The sequence below is a fragment of the Streptomyces sp. NPDC002306 genome, from assembly GCF_053593435.1.
The window spans coordinates 111,607-128,672 of the sequence record NZ_JBSFCK010000011.1; the positions used below are offsets into that span (position 1 = coordinate 111,607).

The window sequence follows — 17,066 nt, forward strand, 5'->3', positions numbered from 1 at the left end:
CCGATGGACCTGACCCTCCTCTACCGCGGCCCGCTGGCGTCCTGCGACTACGACTGTCCGTACTGCCCCTTCGCCAAGCGCCGTGACAGCCGGGAGCAGTTGCGCGCGGACCGCGCCGCCCTGGAACGGTTCGCCGCGTGGGCCACGGAGGCGACCACCGACCGCCTCTCGGTCCTGTTCACCCCCTGGGGCGAGGGCCTGGTGCGGTCCTGGTACCGGCGTACGCTCACCGACCTCTCCCATCTGCCCCACATCCGCCGGGTGGCCATCCAGACCAACCTCAGCTGCCGCACCGACTGGCTGGCGGACGCAGACCCGGACACGCTGGCCCTGTGGTGCACGTACCACCCGGGCCAGACGCCGTACGACCGGTTCCTGGCCAAGTGCCACGAACTGGTCCGCCACGGCGTCCGCTTCAGCGTCGGCGTCGTCGGTCTCCCGGAGCACCTGGAGGCGGCCCGGCGGCTGCGCGCCGAGCTGCCCGCGCATGTGTACCTGTGGGTCAACGCGGCGGAGGGGCACACCTACGACGACGTCCAGGCCGGCCTCTGGACCGCCCTCGACCCGCTGTTCCCCTACAGCCGCCACCCGCACGCCAGCGCGGGCCTGCCGTGCCGCACCGGCGAGTCCGTGATCTCCGTCGACGGTGACGGCACGGTCCGCCGCTGCCACTTCGTCCCCGCCGAACTGGGCAACCTCTACGACGGGTCCTACCGCACGGCCCTCCGCCCGCGCCCCTGCCCCCTCACCGCCTGCGACTGCCACATCGGCTACGTGCACCTGGAGACGCTGCCGCTGTACGACGTGTTCGCCGGCGGTGTCCTGGAACGGATCCCCGCGGCCCCGGCGGGCGCCGACAGGTGACCGCGCCTCCTACTTTGGTCGTGCCGCCGTAGACCATCGGGGGACAGCGCGGCGGGGGCACCACCCCGCACCGTGGGGACATGGAGAAGACCAAGGGGATCGACCGGGCCCGCTTCCTGGCCGGAGCGGCGGCTCTCGGCGTGGCGGGCGCACTGGGGACGACGGGACGGGCGGGGGCCACGCAGGCGGCGGCCCGGCGGGGACTGCGGCACCGCGGAGTCGTCTACACCGTGGGGGAGGGCGAGACCCCGGGCACCGCCTGGAGCGCCGCCCGCATGCGGGCGGACATCCGTGCCGTCCGGGAGCGGCTGCACGCCGACACCGTCGACGTCACCGGCGACGGGGTGGAGCGGCTCACGGCCACCGCGGCCGAGGCGGCCGAGCGGGGACTGCACGTCTGGCTCCAGCCGACCCTCGGGGACGTGCCGGAACGGGACATCCTCGAACACCTCGCGGAGACCGGCCGGTTCGCCGAACGGCTGCGCCGTCAGGGCGCGAGCGTGGACTTCAGCGTGGGCTGCGAGTTCTGGCTGTTCGTGCCGGGCATCGTGCCGGGAGACACGGTCCTGGACCGGGTGCGCAACCTGCTCGAAGGCACCTACGACCCGCAGAGGATGCAGCGCCGGCTGGACCGTTTCACCGCGAAGGCGGCGAAGACCGGCCGCTCCGTCTTCCGCGGCCCGCTGAGTTACGCGGCCGCCCAGGACGACCAGGTCGACTGGACCCTGTTCGACATCGTGGGCATCGACTACTACTCCTTCTTCCCCCGCCCCGCCGACCACGTCCGTGAGCTGCGCCGTCACCTGCGCTGGGGCAAACCCCTCGCCATCACCGAGTTCGGCACCTGCGCGTACGTCGGCGCGCCCGAGACGGCCGGCATGGGCTGGAACGTCGTCGACTACGACAAGGACCCGCAGGAGATCAAGGGCGACCTGGTCCGCAGCGAACACACCCAGGCCGCCTACCTGGTGGACCTGCTGGCGGTGTTCGAGTCGATGGGACTGTACGCGGCGATGGCGTTCGAGTTCGTCACCCCGGACGCCCCGCACCGCCCCGACAAGCCGCGCTACGACCTCGACCTGGCGAGCTACGCCATCACCAAAACGGTCAAGAACCGGCCCGGCGATCCGCGTTCCGGCTGGCACTGGGAGCCGAAGGAGGCCTTCCACGCCCTGGCCCGCCACTACGCCAGGGCCGCCGGTCACTGTCGCGTCGGCCGGTGACACGGGCGCGCGGAGTCCGTCGCCGGCCCGGCTTGCGGTCGGAAGGCCGGGACGGCAGGGTTCCGTGATGTGCCCACTCTGCTGATCGTGCATCACACCCCCTCGCCGAACTGCCAGGCCCTGTTCGAAGCCGTCGTCGCCGGCGCGACGGACCCGGACATCGAGGGCGTCGACGTCGTGCGCCGGGCGGCGCTCTCCGCCACGGCGTCCGACGTGCTCGGCGCCGACGGATACCTCCTGGGCACCCCGGCGAACCTCGGCTCCATGGCGGGCGCCCTGAAGCACTTCTTCGACCAGGTCTACTACCCCTGCCTGGACACCACCCGGGGCCGGCCGTTCGGCTTCTACGTCCACGGAGGCAACGACGTCACCGGAGCGATGCGTGGCATCGACTCGATCACCACGGGCCTCGGCTGGCGCCGCGCCGCCGAACCGGTGACCGTCACCGGTGAGCCGACCAAGGACGACACCGAGGCCTGCCGGCAGCTCGGAGCGACCCTGGCCGCCGGCCTGATGAACTGACCCCCCTGCCCGTCCGCTCCTGCCCGTCCGCCCCCGGCCGCCGAACGGTCACCAGTCGGGTCCGTGTCCGTGACCTGCGCCAGCCCTGGCAGGTTCATGGCTAGCCCGTCGGTCGGATCGGCCTCGTGTTCGGGCGGCGTTCCGCGAGCGGTGATGCGAGACTCCCCGTACGGACCGGCGCCCCGGTCCGGATGAAGACCGGCACGATCCGGTCGTCGAACGCGGCCGGGTCGGTCGCCGTCCCCCAGGAGGTCCCGCGGTGGCGGAGGAACCGGTCGACGTGACCGACGACGCCGAGGCGCTCACCGGCGTCTTCCTCTTCCGTGTGCCCGAGGGCGTCTGGTGGTGGTCCGACGACATGTACCGCGTGCTCGGTTACGGCCCCGACGAGACTCCGGCGACCGGCGACATGCTGGTCCGGCACGTGCACCCCGACGACCGCGACGACATCCGCCGGGTGTGGGACCGCGGACTGGGCACCGGGCAGCCGTTCAGCACGTACTACCGGCTCCTCACCCGTGCGGAGGAGGAACGGCACTGCGTGCTCGTGGCCGACGGCCGCGTCGACGACGGCTCGGTGGTCGTGCTGCGCGGCTTCGTCGTCGACGTCACCGAACCGGTGCAGAAGGAGGCCCAGAAGTCCGCGGACGCGGACATCGCGCGGGCCCGTGCCTCGCAGGAGGACGTGGACGTGGCACGCGGTGTCCTGATGGCGCTGTACGGCGTGCACGAGGACGTCGCCCTGCGCGTGCTGCGCCGCCACTCCCAGCAGACGAACGTGAAACTGCGCGCGCTGGCCCGCGCGGTCGTCGAAGCCACCCCCACACCACCGGGTGAGGGGCAGCACGACCTGCATCAGCGGATCGCGCGCGCCCTCTACCCGGAGGGATGACACCTCCCTCACACCGCTCCCTCACACCGTTCCCTCGTACCGCTCCCGAGCCTGATCCCGGCCTTGATCCCGACCCGGTCCGTTCCGTGATCGGCGTTGTCAGTGGTGGCCCGTATGTTCAGCCGTGTCCCGCCGATCCGGGGTGACAGTCCCCTGGGCGCAAAGGAGATGGCGCGTTGTCAGATTGGGAGAGGTCGAGCACGGCACGGGTGATCCCACCCGCCCGGCCGCGCAAGCTCGCCAAGGTCCCGTTCGTCGAACTGGCCGACGGACGCCTGCAGGGAGTGGTGTCCAGCGGCTCGGACATCGAGCGGGTCTACGTCTCGTCGGTCGCGACCCGTACCTACGCGTTTGCCTGCAGCACCAACAACAACCGGCCCTGCGGTGGCGCGCGCGGCTCGTTCTGCAACCACATCCGGGCCTTGATCAACGAGGCCGTGCTGCAGTACGGCGCCGAGCGGGTCGCCCGCTATCTGCGGATCGAGTCCGCGGACGGGGAGCCGAGCGCGCAGAGCCTCACCGCCGACATGACCGGCACCCGTCCCGCGCAGGCGGACAGCACGGCGGCGGCCCCCGTCTTCAGCCGGTTCCTGCGCCACCTCGCCTACCTGGAACTCGCGCCGACCACCGCCCCGTTGCCGGAGATGCAGTGGTTCCCGCCGACCAGGGCCACGACGGCCGCGGTGCCCCCGCACCAGCCAGGACCGAGTGGCGTCGAGGGCACCTACCTGCTCGCCGAACCGATCGCCGGTCTCGACGAGGTCCTGGCCGCCGTGGACGCCTTCGACCGGACCCTCGTCGGCGGACTGCTCCGTCCCCGGCCCGCCCAGGCCGACGACCTGACCGCACTCGCCCACGCGGTGGCGGGCACGCCCCTGGCCGCCGCGGTCACCGAAGCCGCCGAGAAGGCGGCGGCCGGGGCGGCGGGCGAGGACCACTTCGTCGCCCTCGCCGCCGCCCGCACCGCACTCCTCGGCGCCGCCCACGACGCCCTCGCGGTCCGCGTCGAGGAGACGACCGGCCGCCCGGCGGTCGCCGGGACCGCCCCGGCGCCCGCCGAGCAGCACGCCGCCAACCTGCTCGCCGCCGCCCGGTCCTGGCTCTGCGACCTGGCGCGCACCGGCTGGCAGGGCATCGACCACGACCTGGTCTCCGGTTCGGCCCAGGTCGTCTCCGCGATGCTCCCGGACCCGTCCCTGCGCCGCCTGGCCACACTCCTCGACGGGTTCGCCGCCGAACTCGCCGCGTCCTGCCCGGGAGCCGCGCTGGAACGCGTCCCGGTACGCCGCTGGGCCGACCTGTGGTCACGGGCGACGCTCCTGACCCTGCCCGGCGCCGCCGACGCGCCCGCCACCGGAACCGCCACCGGCCGCCTGCTGCCCCTCGGTGTCGACGTGCACGAACACGCCACCGCCGCGCAGGCCCAGGTGCACGCGGTCTTCGAGCCCGCCGACGGCACGCGGCCCCGGCTGGTGCGCGCCGGAGTCGCCGTACCCAAACCGGACACGGTCGTCGGCGCCGGCGTCTGGCAACTGTTGCGTCCGCACATGTCGTTGCTGACCGCCGTCGGCGAAGGGCGCGCGATGGACATCGCCGACATGCCCGTCACCGCGGAGGGCGACCTGATCTGGAGCGACGAGCTCGCCCGTCCGGGCGAGCCCGCCGACGCCTTCGCCACCGCCCGTGTCGCCCTGCCGGCCGCGACGGCCCTCGCGACCGCGCCGCTGGACCGGCACCCGGTCCGGATCGCCGTTCCGGTGTTCCTGGACGGGTACACCGCCCGGAAGCCCGCGCCCACCGCCGACCAGGAGCAGGGCGACGACGGCGACGGCCGACCGGCCGACGTCGGACTGACGTTCACCGTCGCCGGACGCCCGCTCGCCGTCGACACCGACCGCATACCGAGCGCCGGCCCGCTCACGCCCGAGGCCGTCGCGGCGTCGAGCGCGTGCATCGGGCTGCTCCGCTGGGACGGCGGGGCGTTCGCCCTCCAGCCTCTCGCCGTCGAGACGACCGTACGGAAGAAGGCCGTCGCGGTGCACGCCGGGGCGTGGGCCGGCGGCACGACCGACAAGGCCGGCGCCAAGGCGGAGAAGGCGGCCACCGACGCCGTGGCGGTGCTGCGCGAGCGCGCGGGAAGGCTGCTGCGCACATGACCGAGCACTCGAACGGACAGCACCCGGAAGCGGTCCCGGACGACAACCGTCGCCAGGTCCTGTACTGGCGGCTCCTCGCCCGTCTCTTCGATCACGAGGAGCAGGCGGCGCTGGAGTCGTCGAGCCTCGCCGTCGTGGAGGACATCGGTCTGCCGCCCGCGCTGCTGGACCCGCAGGCGTCGGTCGACTCGATCGTGCAGCGCCACCCGGAACTCGCCACCGAGTTCGACGGCCTGATGGTGCCCGCACCGGAACCGGAACCGGAACCTGCGCCAGGCGTAGGCGGGACCGAGGCCGACAGCGACAGCGACAGCGACAGCGACAGCGACACCGACACAGACACCGAGGCCGAGCAGGCGGGCGGCGCAGTCGGAGGCCGCGACCGGGCCGCCGAGATCCGCCGCGCGGCCCTGGTCTCGAAGGTGCTGCTCAACGTCTTCGCCTCCGCTCCCGGCACGGTCACCGCCGGGCAGCTGTCGCGCTGGCAGTCCGACGCGGGCTGGCTGGAGCGTGCCCTCGGCTGCCGGCCCGGCGAACTGCGCGGCGGCCGGGCCGGGAGAGGCACCGGGGGACGGGGTGTCAGCCCGACCGGATCGGGCGGCGGCGGTACGACACCCGACCTCAGCCGGCTGATCCCGGCGATCGGGCCGGAACTCGGCACCATCGAGGCGGATCTCGTGAGCCGGATGCATCTGCGCGAGGTGCTCGCCGACCCCCGGCTCGCGGCTCAGCTGACGCCCAGCATGTCGTTGATCGAACAGCTCCTGCGGGACAAGAACAACCTGTCCGGCGTGGCCCTCGCCAACGCCAAGGACCTCATCCGCCGCTTCGTCGACGAGGTCGCCGAAGTGCTGCGCACCCAGGTGGAGAAGGCGACGGTCGGCGCCCTGGACCGCTCGATCCCGCCCAAGCGGGTGTTCCGCAACCTCGACCTCGACCGCACGATCTGGAAGAACCTCACCAACTGGAGCCCGGAGGAGGAGCGGCTCTACGTCGACCGCCTCTACTACCGGCACACCACGCGCAAGACCACACCGCAACGGCTGATCGTGGTCGTGGACCAGTCGGGCTCGATGGTCGACTCGATGGTGAACTGCACGATCCTCGCGTCCATCTTCGCGGGGCTGCCGAAGGTGGACGTGCACCTCATCGCGTACGACACCCAGGCGCTCGACCTCACGCCCTGGGTGCACGACCCCTTCGAGACCCTGCTGCGCACCAACCTCGGCGGTGGCACCGACGGAACGGTCGCCATGGCCCTGGCCCAGCCGAAGATCGCCGAGCCCCGCAACACCGTCGTGGTGTGGATCTCCGACTTCTACGAATGGCGCACCGAGCCGCTCTTCGAGAGCATGGCCGCCATCCACCGCTCGGGGGCCAGATTCATTCCCGTCGGCTCGGTGACCAGCTCCGGCCGCGGCAGCGTCAACCCGTGGTTCCGGGAGCGGTTCAAGGACCTCGGCACGCCGGTTCTCTCCGGCCACATCCGCAAGCTCGTCCACGAGCTCAAGACGTTCCTCGCTTAGTCATTGTGCAGAAAGGCACTGATATGTCCGACGTGTTGCGCGCCCCCGCCGAGCTGAAGTACGCCGAGGAGCTGGACTGGCTGGAGTCGATCGACGACGGCCCCAAGCCGTTCGCCTGGCGGCTGTCCCCGAAGATGGTCCGGCTGTTCGTGCTCGGCTCCGAGCGCGCGGACGGCCTCGACCGGGAGATCACGCAGAAGTGGTTCGGCGACCGCAGTTTCGTCGAGCGTTCCATCGTCACCCTGGCCTCCGACCGCGGGCTGCTGCTCATCGGCGACCCCGGCACCGGCAAGAGCTGGCTCGCCGAGCTGCTGTCCGCCGCGATCAGCCGCAACTCCACGCTGGTGGTGCAGGGCACGGCCGGCACCACCGAGGACCACATCAAGTACTCGTGGAACGTGTCCATGGTGATCGCCAAGGGGCAGTCGAGGGAGTCGATGATCCCCTCGCCGATCATGACCGCGATGGAGTCCGGCGCGATCGGCCGGTTCGAGGAACTCACCCGCTCCACCAGCGACGTCCAGGACGCGCTGATCTCGATCCTGTCCGAGAAGTACATCTCCGTGCCGGAGCTCGACAGCGACAACATCGTCTTCGCCAAGCCCGGCTTCTCGGTCATCGCCACGGCCAACAGCCGCGACCGCGGGGTCAACGACCTGTCGTCGGCGCTCAAGCGCCGTTTCAACTTCGTCCGTATCCCGGTGGTGACCAACAAGAAGAGCGAGGCGGAGATCGTCCGCTTCCGCACCGAGGAACTGCTGCGCCGGCATCAGATCGAGCTGGACGTCCCGCCGACGCTGCTGGACGTGCTGCTCCAGAGCTTCGCCGATCTGCGGGCCTCCGCGGCCGCCGCGGGCAGCGACGACGAGAAGCTCGAGTCCGCGCTGTCCACCGCCGAGCAGATCGGTGTGCTGGAGGACGCGATCCTGCACAGCAACTTCTTCGGCGAGCGCGCGCTGACCGCCCACACGCTCGCCTCCTCGCTGGTGGGGTCGCTGGCCCGCCGTGAGCCGGAGGACCTGGCCATCCTCAACAAGTACCTGCACGGGGTCGTGGAGCCGCGCAGCAAGGAGGAGGGCGGTTCCTGGGCGGAGTTCCTGGAGGGCGGCCGCGACGCGATCGCCACCCTGTCATGAGCGGCCCCGAAGAGAGCACGTTCAGCGCACTGCGCGGCCAACTCCAGGAAGCCGCGACGGCGTTCGCCGACGGGCCCGGCGCGCTGGAGGGCATCCTCCTCGGCATCGTCGACGACGTCGACCGCGCGGTGCGCGAGCCGCTGGAGATCTTCCCGGTCTGCCACCACTCGCCCGCCTCGGCGATCGCGATGGCCCGCAGGCTGCGCGAGAAGCAGCCGAAGGTCGTGTACCTCGAACTGTGCGAGGACATGGCCCCGTTGCTGACCGAGCTGCGCAACTGCCGCCTCCCGGTGGCGGTGCAGGCGTTCGCGACGGAGACCGACGGTTTCCCCGCCGAGTGGGCGCCGCTGTCGGTGGTCGCGCCGATCACCGAGGCCTCGGCCGAGTACCAGGCGATCGCCTACGCACTCGACACCCCGGGCGTCGAGCTGGTCCTCGTCGACCGCTCCTCCGACCACGTGTTCCAGTGGGACGCGCGGGGGACACGGTCCGCCGGGCCGGCCGACCCCGACGCCCCGCCGGCCGAGGAGGAGGCCGCGCTGCACGGCGACGCGGTCGGTGTGGAGCTCGGCGACCTGCGGCCCCGCTTCGCCGAACTGGAGGAGCACCTGCTGCGCCACGGCCGGGTCCGGCACTGGTCGGAATGGTGGCACCAGTACGTCGAGCTGCCGCTCGGCGACAGCGATCACGACACCTACCGGCAGGTCATGCTCCTGATCGGCAGCCTCTTCCGGCGCCTCGCACCCGGCGACGACCACCGGGTGAGCGTGGACGAGGACCGCGAGCGCTACATGTGGACGAGGATGCGCGAGCATCTGACCGCGACCGGCACGGACCCGGCGGACTGCCTCTACGTCTGCGGCGCGTTCCACGCGGCCAGCCGCGTGGCGGAGTTCGGCGTCCGGGGCGCCGACACCTTCGAGATCGGCCCGCGCACCGCCACCAAGTGGCAGCACGGCCTGATCCCGTCGAGCCACGCCGCGATCGAGGCGCAGTTCGGCCTCGCCGCGGGCTCGGTCTCGATCGCCGCGACGGTGTGGGCGAAGAACGTACGCCGTACGCGCGTGGAGCCGTTCCGGCTGGCCGGACAGGCGGGCACGAAGAAGTCCCGGGCCAGGAAGGCCGTCGCCGCCTCGGTGCCGGGCGGCCCGCCCGCGGACCGGCTCTCGGGGTTCCTGGCCCGGCCGCCCGTCCTCGACCCGCTCGACGAGGCCGAGCTGCTCGGCTGGTCGGTGGACATCGTGCGCGCCGCGCGCCGCAACGGCTACCTCGCCTCCACCGCCGACGCCATCGCGGTGTTCGAGACGTCGATCCTGCTCGCCGGGATGCGCGACCGGGCCAGGCCCACGCCGTACGACTTCCAGGACGCGGCCGTCACGTGCATCGAGAAGGACACCGTGCCGGGCCGGCGCGACGTGCGCCGCCTCGTGGAGATCATGATGGGCGGCGACCGGGTCGGCCAGGTCGGCTACGACGCGCTGCCGCCCCTGGCCCGCGACGTGCACGACCGGCTCACGCCGCTGAACCTGAGGCTCCAGCAGAACGGTGTGCAGCGGGCGCTGCTGGACATCGCCTCCCGGCCGGAACTGGAACGCTGCTCCGACGTGCTGTGGATGCTGCGCTGTCTGATGCCGCAGGGCGCCGCGCGCCCGATCATGGGGGAGCGGCGGCTGGGCGAGCGGCCGATCCAGGAGTCGTGGGACCTGGCGCTGGGCACCCACCAGCGCGCCCTGATCGAGCTCGGCTACGAGGGCGTCAGCATCGAGCAGGTCCTGGAACAGCGACTGCGGCGCAGGGCGTACGCCCCGCAGGCCACCGCGGCGATCGTCCTCGAGGCCGTCGAGGACGCCACGCTCTATCTGCGCAGCCGTCGCCTCGCCGACGAACTGGGCACCCGCGCCCTGGAGGTGCTCGCGGCCGAGCGCGGCGTCGACGGCGCGCCGGAGGTGCTGCGCCGGGTGCGCCGGCTGCTGGCGTACTACCGCACCAGCGAGCCGGTGCTGCCGCCGTGGATCGAGTCCTTCGTCAAGGCGGGTTACGCGCACTACTGCACCCTGCTGCCGACGGCGTTCACCGACGAGGACGCGACCGTCCGCCAGGTCGCCGCGACGCTCGGGTTCCTGTTCGGCATGGAGGGTCTGGCGCTGTCCCTCGGCTGCGACCGGACCCAGCTGGAACTGGCGGTCGCGCAGTCGCATCCGCAGGAGCCGTCCCGGACGGCGCTGCTGTGGGCGGCCCAGACGCACCTCGGCCGCCTGTCCCGCGCGGACCTGCGGACGCGGTGCGACGAACTGCTGGGCAATCCCCTGGTGGTGCCCGCCTATCCGCGCTACCTCAGCGGCTTCGTGCACGCCCTGGAGCCGGTGCCGGGCCTCGCCGACTTCGTCGTGGAAGCGGTGTCGAACGCGTTCGCCCGGTTGCCGGACCCGGTGCTCCTGCCGTGGCTGCCGACCCTGATCACCACCCTGCGCTCGGGCGGCGCCGAGTCGGCGCCGCTGCTGATCCGGGAGGCGGGCCGGATCTTCCCGGGTCGGCTCGCGGCGCTGGACGCGTGGGTGCCGCCGTGGCGGGAGCGGCCGAAGACGCGCGCCCTCGGCTCGGCGCGGGGCGCGGGCACCGGCCGGGGTGTGGCACTGCTCGCCGCTCACCCCGAGGCGTGCGACGCGGTGGCCGTGCTGCTGGGCTGCGCGGGGACCTGGGAGCCGGCGGATCCCGGGCCGCGGGGTGCGGCACTGGTGGACCGTCACCCGGACACGGCCACGGCGCTGGCGGCACTGCTGACGGCCGGCTGATCGCTGCCGGAGACCTCCGGCGCACGGGCGCACCCGCGGGATCCGCCGTCGTCACGTCACGACGGCGGATCCCGCGCGCCCGGTCCCCCGGCGGGAGGGGAGGCGGGGGACGGGCCGGACGTCAGGGGGTCAGCACGACACGCCGGCCAGGAGGGACGGGCAGGTTCCAGGCCCGCTCGACGTCCGACAGCGGCACGACGAGGGGATCGACGGTCAGGCCGCCGAAGTCCACCGTCAGATCGCCGCGCTGACCTCGTCCTTCACCGCCGCCGACCACGCCAGGGTCCAGGCCCTGGCGGCCGAACTGCTGCGGTCCGCGTCGGCCGGCGACGGCGCTCCCCGACGGGGCGGCCCCGACGACACGCCGAAGCCGACCGGGTAACCCGACTGAGCGCCCCGGATGGTGGGATCGAACGCCGTGACTGACGGTAGATCACGTCAAGGTCGGGTCACTTCAGCTGACCAAGCACCAGCTGCCCGGCCGCGACGGAAGGACCGTTCACATGCGATCTGCCCGCATGCTGTTCGCCACGGCAGCCGCCACGGCCGCCCTGGCGATCGCCGCACCCGGCGCTCAGGCGGTCGGTGAGGACCGGGACACCGACGACTCCTCCTCCTACAGCCAGGAACAGGACAGCGACAACGACAGCGACAACGACAGCGACTCCTCCTCCGACGAGGAGCGCGACAACGACAGCGACCAAGACTCGTCCTACAGCAAGCAGAAGGACGACGACGGCGACCACGACTCGCCACGCGGTGGAGTTCACACCGGTGGCGGTGCGCTGGCCTCCGTGAGCAGCGACGACGACTGGACCTCGGTGCTGGATCCCAAGCACGACCCGGAGACCTACAAGAACCAGGACGACAACGACAGCGACAGCGACAGCGACGACGACAGCGACGACGAGGACGACGACGGCGACGGCGACAGGCCGAGCGGCGGCGTGCACGCCGGAGGGGGCGCGCTGGCCGGATCGGGCGTCACCACCGGCGGGGTGGCCGTCCTGGGCATCGCCGCGACCGGCGTGTACGTGCTGCGACGCAAGAAGGCGGCCGAAGACGCGGGCTGACCCTGCCCGACGCGACAGCGGCCGGGTCGCCGCCGGCTCTGTTCCGTGGCGGCCCGGACTGCTCTCCGCGTGCCGTTCCCGCTCAGCTGCCGAGCCGTAGTGAGGTGGTGCCCGATGGCAGCTCGTTCTCCTTCTCCCGCCGAAGACCGTGCGACGTCCGGGGAGGGAACCCGTTCGACCAGTACATGGCTGTGGGGTACGGCGTTCCTGGTGCTGGCGTTGATCCTGGTCGGTGGCCGGGGCACGTCGGCCGGTCCCGTCTCTCCCGCCTACCCGCCGCGTACCACGCAGGCCGGCGCGTCGGCGTCCTCGGCCGCGCATCCGGTGGGCAAGCATCTGCCGAGAGCCAGACCGGAGCGTCTGCTCATCCCCAAGATCTCCGTCGACGCCCCCTTCAGTGACCTCACCATCGGCCCCGCGGGGCAGTTGCAGGCCCCGAACGCCGACGATGTGAACCTCGTCGGCTGGTACGCCAACGGGGCGTCCCCCGGGGAGACGGGCACCGCGATCATCGCCGGGCACGTCGACACGGCGACGTCCGCGGCCGTGTTCGTCCAGCTCTCCCACCTGGAGAAGGGTGACAAGTTCGACGTCACCCGGAGCGACGGACGCACGGCGTCGTTCGTGGTCGACAACGTCGAGGCGTTCGCGAAGGACGACTTCCCCGACGAGCGTGTCTACGCCGACACCCCGCAGGCCCAGGTGCGCCTGATCACCTGTGCGGGGAGCTACGACCACACGGCGAGGGACTACACCGAGAACCTCGTGGTCTTCGCCCACCTCGTCTGACCGGCCCACGGGGTGCGCGCCCCCGCCGCGTCAGGCGGGGGCGTCCAGGAACGGGGTCACCGTCGCCGCGACGAGGGGCGAGGCCAGGACGTCGTAGTGGGTGGCTCCCGGCACGATGGCCAGCCGCGCCGCCGATCGCGTCGACGCGTCCCATCCGGGGTCGCTCAGCCCGCCGCCGAGCAGGGCGTAGAACTCCCAGATGTGCGCCGGCCGGATCGCGTCGCCGTCGGCGAACACCAGCAGCACCGGTGCCGTGATCTTGGCGATCTCGTCCGTCCAGTCGTAGTCCCGCCGGTTGAGCTCGGCGACCTTGCCGACCAGCACCGGCCAGTCCTCGACCCGCGGCGCGAGGCGCGCGTACAGCGCGTACAGCGGGGACTGCTTCAGCGGCTCGGCGATCGCCGCGCTCATCGCGTCCATCTGCGCGAGGACCTCCGGGAACCAGCCGTCGCGCCGGGCCGGGGTGGACAGGACCACGAGACGGCGGACGAGGTCCGGGTGCTGGACGGCGGCGCGCAGGGCGACGCCGGCCCCCACCGAGTAGCCCATGAGGTCCGCCCGCTCCAGGCCGAGGTGCCGGAGGAGGGCGGCGATGTCGTCGGCCATCAGCTCGAACCGCAGCGGCCGGTCGATGTCCGCGGTGCGGCCGTGTGCCTGGAGGTCGACCAGGATCACCCGCCGCCTCTCGGTCAGCGCGGGCAGCAGGGGCGCGAACATCTCGCCCGCGCCGATCCCGCCGTGCAGCAGCACGAGCGGCTCGCCCGGCCCCGAGCCGTGCTCCTCGAAGTACAGGGACAGTCCGTCCACTTCGGCGTGGCTCACCCGCGTCACCTTCCGTCGGCTCGTCCGATCGTCGCAGGTACGGACCCGGCCGCGGCGCGGAACTCATCGGTCGCCGACGGGCGGGTCCGGGCGGGGCGGGATCCGTTCAGCCGGACGTCGGGGGGACCGTTCGCAGGCCGTCGATGACGAGGGTGAGGATCCGGGCCGCCCGGGCCTCGCCGTCGCGCGCCGGGTCGATCCGCCACAACACGCTGAGCTGGAGGAGGACGTCCTCCGGGTCGAGTCCCGGCTTGAGCGAACCCTCGGCGGCCCCGGCGTCCAGCAGGACGCCGATGGCGCCGAGGAACGGGGCGTAGTACTCCTCGTCGAGGCCCCCGTCGGAGGCCGCGTGGATGACCTCGGCGACGCCGTACTTCAGCTGTCCGTAGCGGGCGACCTCGTCGAACCAGAGCCGGAGCGCCTCCATCGGGGGGTGGGCGCCGAGGAGCGTGGGGGAGAGGTCGATGAGGTGCTGGATGTCGTGCCGGTACAGCTCGACGATCAGGGCTTCCCGGGTGGGGAAGTGGCGGTAGAGGGTGCCGATGCCGACCCCGGCCTCCTTGGCGATCGCCGTCAGGGACGCGGTGCTGGAGGCGGCGAGCGCCGCTCGGGCGACGGTCAGGATCCGCTCCCGGTTGTGGAGGGCGTCCTTGCGGGTCGGCTTCGGGGGCAGGGAGTTCACGGGTGTCGTCGTCCGTCCGGTGCGAGTTGCTAAACGGAGGGGCCTCCGGTACGTTCAATTGATACCGGAGGGCCCTCCGTTTCATTCTCGCACACCCATCCCCATCCCCAGCGGAGGACTGTCATGCCCGAACGGATTCTGGTCACCGGAGGCAGCGGCTACATCGCCGGCTGGTGCGTCGCCGAGCTCCTGCGGCGCGGCTACGAGGTACGCACGACCGTGCGCGCCGCGGACCGGGAACAGGCGGTCGTCGACGCCGTGTCCACGGTCGTCGACCCGGCCGGGCGGCTGGACTTCGCCGTCGCCGACCTCACCGCGGACGAGGGCTGGGACGCCGCGCTCAAGGGCGTCGACCGCGTGCTGCACGTCGCCTCCCCGCTCGGCGGAGCCGACCGCGACGACCCGGACTCCCTCGTGGCCCCCGCCCGCGACGGCGCCCTGCGCGTCCTGCGTGCCGCTTCGGCGGCAGGCGTACGGCGCGTGGTGATGACCTCGGCCGCGAACGCCGCGAGCCCCTCCTCGTACGCCACGGAGGGGGTCACCGACGAGACGCTGTGGACCGACCCCGACGATCCGACCCTGATTCCCTACCGTCGTTCCAAGACCCTCGCCGAACGCGCGGCCTGGGACTTCGTGGCCGGGCATGACGGGCCGACCGAGCTGACCACCGTGCTCCCGGGCGCGGTGTTCGGTCCCGTTCTCACGACGAGCACGCTCGGGTCCGTCGGCATCATCGGCCGCATGGTCTCGGGGAAGCCGCGCGGCCTGCCGAGGATCGGGCTGGAGGTCGTCGACGTACGCGACCTCGTCGACGTCCACATCCGGGCGATGACCTCACCGGACGCCGCCGGTGAACGCTTCCTGGCCACGGGCGAGTTCATGTGGATGGCGGAGATCGCGCGCGTCCTGCGCGACGGCCTCGGCGCCGACGGCGAACGAGTGCCCACCCGTCAGGTCCCGGACGTGGTGGTGCGCCTCGCGGCCCGGTTCGGCGATCCGCAGCTGCGCGACATCCTCCCCGCGCTCGGCCGCCGCAACCGGCACAGCACCGAGAAGGCGGCACGGGTCCTCGGCTGGCAGCGGCGCCCCGCCCGGCAGACGGTGCTCGACTGCGCGCGCAGCCTGATCGAGCACGGAGCCGTCGGGGCGCGGTGACGGCCGCGGACCGTACGCGTCGTGCTCGGACGGCGAGTTGCCCGGACCGTACGCGTCTCGCTCGGACGGCGAGCCGCGCGCACCGCTCACACGAACGTGACGGGATGGATGTCCGTGCGCGCCACGGCCGCGTCGCGCTCGTCGGCCAGGGCGGTGCGGCGTTCGTCGGTCATATAGCCGTCGTAGCCGGCCTGGGAGGAGAACTCGATCAACTGGATCTCGGTCGGGGCCGGATCCCGGCCGTCGGTGCGGGCGCGCCGCACGACCCGGCCGCCGTGCTCGCTCAGCAGAGACAGCACCTTGTCCTCGTAGGCGGCCAGGTCCTCGGCCGCGCCCGGGCGCGCCCACAGCAGGACGCACAGTCGTATCGTCATGGCGCTCGACCCTATCCGGCGTTCAGCGACCAGCGGGGGACGCTGCCGGAGAGGCGGCAGGCGAGGAAGTACAGGGGTATCGGGGGTGTGTACGGCGCGCCGGACCGGGGCGCGTGGATCAGGCGGGGGCCCTCCGGGCCGGGTTTCGGGCGGGTGCTCGTCCAGGACGGGTCGACCAGGTGGGCGCCGACGGCGTAGGCCGTGCACGGCGGCCAGGTGACGCCGATGTCGGATCCGGCGGGGACGATCCACCACCAGCGCAGGTCGTCGGCGAAGACGCAGCCGACCCGGGGCAGGCAGTCCATGATGCGCTCGCCGTGCTCCCGGGTGGTGCCGACGGCGTCATAGCCGAGGTCGGCGGGCAGCCGGGCCGGGATCACCAGGCGGTCGGGACGGTCGTCCGGGGGTGACGGGACGTACGGGGTGAGCGGATCAGGGATGTGCCGTCGATTCATACGGGAGGGGTCCTTCGGCCGAGTGGGGGATGGGCCGGGTGGTGCCGTGCGGGGGTGCGGGGCGACTGTCGGTGTCCGGCGTGAGCAGCTCGGCCCAGACGATGCGGCCGCCACGGTCCGCGGTGTCGCGGACACCCCAGTCCCCGCTCAGCGCGGCGACCAGCAGCAGCCCACGGCCGCCCTGGTCGTCGGGGTGGGGCTGCCGGGGAACCGGGTGACCGGCGCCGTGGCTCTCGTCCTCGACCTCCAGGTGGACCCGGCCGGGGACCGCGCGCAGCCGGCAGGTGATCCGGGCGCTCCCCGTGTGCGTGACCGCGTTGGTGACGAGTTCGGAGACCACGGCGACGGCGTCGTCACACGTGTCGTCGTCGATGTCCCACGCGCTCAGCAGTTCGCGCACGTTCCTGCGGGCCAGGCCGACCGAGGCGGGGGTGGCCGGGAGGGTGAACGCCTGGGTCCGGCGAGGTGAGCGGTCCCCGGAGGCGAGCGGGTCGGGGCCCTGCGGCCCGGGGAGTCGACCCGCGCGCTCGCCTCCGGGTGGTCGAGTACACGCTGTACTCGACCCCGACAGTCGGTTCAGAGGCTGGGGGAGGGAGGGCGGAACC

General features: G+C 72.7%; 17 protein-coding genes and 1 pseudogene. 12 read left to right on the forward strand and 6 right to left on the reverse strand.

The genetic code is table 11. From position 1 onward, the window contains the following. Positions 1 to 3: 3 nt before the first annotated feature. The 9 genes and pseudogenes from ACWCQK_RS22660 (at position 4) to ACWCQK_RS22700 (ending at position 11,111) form a co-directional block, all read left to right on the forward strand. On the forward strand, positions 4 to 864 hold the full coding sequence (locus tag ACWCQK_RS22660; protein ID WP_451157540.1) for an STM4011 family radical SAM protein: 861 nt from the start codon (positions 4 to 6) through the stop codon (positions 862 to 864). An 80-nt stretch (positions 865 to 944) separates the two neighbouring features. Further along, on the forward strand, positions 945 to 2,087 hold the full coding sequence (locus ACWCQK_RS22665; protein WP_451157541.1) for an abortive phage infection protein: 1,143 nt from the start codon (positions 945 to 947) through the stop codon (positions 2,085 to 2,087). Between the two features lie 69 nt (positions 2,088 to 2,156). After that, positions 2,157 to 2,609 carry a flavodoxin family protein gene (locus tag ACWCQK_RS22670; protein ID WP_451157543.1) on the forward strand — a complete coding sequence of 151 codons (453 nt, stop codon included), beginning with the start codon at positions 2,157 to 2,159 and terminating at the stop codon, positions 2,607 to 2,609. Positions 2,610 to 2,868: 259 nt separating this feature from the next. Beyond that, positions 2,869 to 3,501, forward strand: coding sequence for a PAS and ANTAR domain-containing protein (locus tag ACWCQK_RS22675; protein ID WP_451157545.1), 633 nt, complete (start codon positions 2,869 to 2,871; stop codon positions 3,499 to 3,501). A gap of 176 nt (positions 3,502 to 3,677) precedes the next feature. After that, positions 3,678 to 4,172 (forward strand): annotated as a pseudogene (locus tag ACWCQK_RS22680) (hypothetical protein); the annotation flags it as partial. 12 nt (positions 4,173 to 4,184) lie between these two features. Continuing rightward, the gene (locus ACWCQK_RS22685) at positions 4,185 to 5,657 is read left to right on the forward strand and encodes a hypothetical protein (protein ID WP_451157818.1); all 1,473 of its coding nucleotides are present in this window, start codon (positions 4,185 to 4,187) and stop codon (positions 5,655 to 5,657) included. Next, a complete protein-coding gene (locus tag ACWCQK_RS22690; RefSeq protein ID WP_451157547.1) occupies positions 5,654 to 7,183 on the forward strand; it encodes a vWA domain-containing protein in 1,530 nt (509 codons plus the stop codon). The genes ACWCQK_RS22685 and ACWCQK_RS22690 overlap by 4 nt, the downstream gene beginning before the upstream one ends. Before the next feature lie 23 nt (positions 7,184 to 7,206). Further along, positions 7,207 to 8,319 carry an ATP-binding protein gene (locus ACWCQK_RS22695; protein WP_451157549.1) on the forward strand — a complete coding sequence of 371 codons (1,113 nt, stop codon included), beginning with the start codon at positions 7,207 to 7,209 and terminating at the stop codon, positions 8,317 to 8,319. Next, the gene (locus tag ACWCQK_RS22700; RefSeq protein ID WP_451157551.1) at positions 8,316 to 11,111 is read left to right on the forward strand and encodes a hypothetical protein; all 2,796 of its coding nucleotides are present in this window, start codon (positions 8,316 to 8,318) and stop codon (positions 11,109 to 11,111) included. Before ACWCQK_RS22695 ends, ACWCQK_RS22700 begins: the two co-directional genes overlap by 4 nt. Positions 11,112 to 11,232: 121 nt before the next feature. Here ACWCQK_RS22700 and ACWCQK_RS22705 read toward each other — a convergent pair whose 3' ends face one another. Continuing rightward, positions 11,233 to 11,388, reverse strand: coding sequence for a hypothetical protein (locus ACWCQK_RS22705; protein ID WP_451157553.1), 156 nt, complete (start codon positions 11,386 to 11,388; stop codon positions 11,233 to 11,235). A 226-nt stretch (positions 11,389 to 11,614) separates the two neighbouring features. On the opposite strand from ACWCQK_RS22705, the gene ACWCQK_RS22710 reads away from it, so the two are divergent. Together ACWCQK_RS22710 and ACWCQK_RS22715 are read left to right on the forward strand one after the other, a co-directional pair. Continuing rightward, a complete protein-coding gene (locus ACWCQK_RS22710) occupies positions 11,615 to 12,184 on the forward strand; it encodes a hypothetical protein (protein WP_451157555.1) in 570 nt (189 codons plus the stop codon). A 114-nt stretch (positions 12,185 to 12,298) separates the two neighbouring features. Then, on the forward strand, positions 12,299 to 12,973 hold the full coding sequence (locus ACWCQK_RS22715; protein ID WP_451157557.1) for a class F sortase: 675 nt from the start codon (positions 12,299 to 12,301) through the stop codon (positions 12,971 to 12,973). Positions 12,974 to 13,003: 30 nt separating this feature from the next. On the opposite strand, the gene ACWCQK_RS22720 is transcribed toward ACWCQK_RS22715, so the two are convergent. Together ACWCQK_RS22720 and ACWCQK_RS22725 are read right to left on the reverse strand one after the other, a co-directional pair. Further along, complete coding sequence (locus tag ACWCQK_RS22720) at positions 13,004 to 13,795, reverse strand: alpha/beta fold hydrolase (protein ID WP_451157559.1); 792 nt, start codon at positions 13,793 to 13,795, stop codon at positions 13,004 to 13,006. Between the two features lie 106 nt (positions 13,796 to 13,901). Further along, positions 13,902 to 14,468, reverse strand: a complete 567-nt coding sequence (locus tag ACWCQK_RS22725) for a TetR/AcrR family transcriptional regulator (protein ID WP_451157820.1) — start codon at positions 14,466 to 14,468, stop codon at positions 13,902 to 13,904. A gap of 132 nt (positions 14,469 to 14,600) precedes the next feature. Between ACWCQK_RS22725 and ACWCQK_RS22730 the strand changes: the two genes are divergently transcribed. Further along, complete coding sequence (locus ACWCQK_RS22730) at positions 14,601 to 15,632, forward strand: NAD-dependent epimerase/dehydratase family protein (RefSeq protein ID WP_451157561.1); 1,032 nt, start codon at positions 14,601 to 14,603, stop codon at positions 15,630 to 15,632. Positions 15,633 to 15,718: 86 nt separating this feature from the next. Here ACWCQK_RS22730 and ACWCQK_RS22735 read toward each other — a convergent pair whose 3' ends face one another. The 3 genes from ACWCQK_RS22735 to ACWCQK_RS22745 are packed head-to-tail and all read right to left on the reverse strand — an operon-like array spanning position 15,719 to position 16,861. Continuing rightward, entirely contained in the window at positions 15,719 to 16,006 is a 288-nt protein-coding gene (locus tag ACWCQK_RS22735; protein ID WP_451157563.1) for a hypothetical protein, read from the reverse strand. Positions 16,007 to 16,017: 11 nt separating this feature from the next. After that, entirely contained in the window at positions 16,018 to 16,461 is a 444-nt protein-coding gene (locus ACWCQK_RS22740) for a hypothetical protein (RefSeq protein WP_451157565.1), read from the reverse strand. Next, the gene (locus ACWCQK_RS22745) at positions 16,439 to 16,861 is read right to left on the reverse strand and encodes an ATP-binding protein (protein ID WP_451157567.1); all 423 of its coding nucleotides are present in this window, start codon (positions 16,859 to 16,861) and stop codon (positions 16,439 to 16,441) included. Before ACWCQK_RS22745 ends, ACWCQK_RS22740 begins: the two co-directional genes overlap by 23 nt. Positions 16,862 to 17,066: the final 205 nt, after the last annotated feature.

Excerpts from the sequence above, each read along its gene's own strand:
- ACWCQK_RS22715 (WP_451157557.1), top strand. The coding sequence starts at position 12,299 with ATGGCAGCTCGTTCTCCTTCTCCCGCCGAAGACCGTGCGACGTCCGGG.
- ACWCQK_RS22735 (WP_451157563.1), bottom strand. The coding sequence starts at position 16,006 with ATGACGATACGACTGTGCGTCCTGCTGTGGGCGCGCCCGGGCGCGGCC.
- ACWCQK_RS22695 (WP_451157549.1), top strand. The coding sequence starts at position 7,207 with ATGTCCGACGTGTTGCGCGCCCCCGCCGAGCTGAAGTACGCCGAGGAG.
- ACWCQK_RS22700 (WP_451157551.1), top strand. The coding sequence starts at position 8,316 with ATGAGCGGCCCCGAAGAGAGCACGTTCAGCGCACTGCGCGGCCAACTC.
- ACWCQK_RS22690 (WP_451157547.1), top strand. The coding sequence starts at position 5,654 with ATGACCGAGCACTCGAACGGACAGCACCCGGAAGCGGTCCCGGACGAC.
- ACWCQK_RS22710 (WP_451157555.1), top strand. The coding sequence starts at position 11,615 with ATGCGATCTGCCCGCATGCTGTTCGCCACGGCAGCCGCCACGGCCGCC.
- ACWCQK_RS22660 (WP_451157540.1), top strand. The coding sequence starts at position 4 with ATGGACCTGACCCTCCTCTACCGCGGCCCGCTGGCGTCCTGCGACTAC.
- ACWCQK_RS22665 (WP_451157541.1), top strand. The coding sequence starts at position 945 with ATGGAGAAGACCAAGGGGATCGACCGGGCCCGCTTCCTGGCCGGAGCG.
- ACWCQK_RS22740 (WP_451157565.1), bottom strand. The coding sequence starts at position 16,461 with ATGAATCGACGGCACATCCCTGATCCGCTCACCCCGTACGTCCCGTCA.
- ACWCQK_RS22730 (WP_451157561.1), top strand. The coding sequence starts at position 14,601 with ATGCCCGAACGGATTCTGGTCACCGGAGGCAGCGGCTACATCGCCGGC.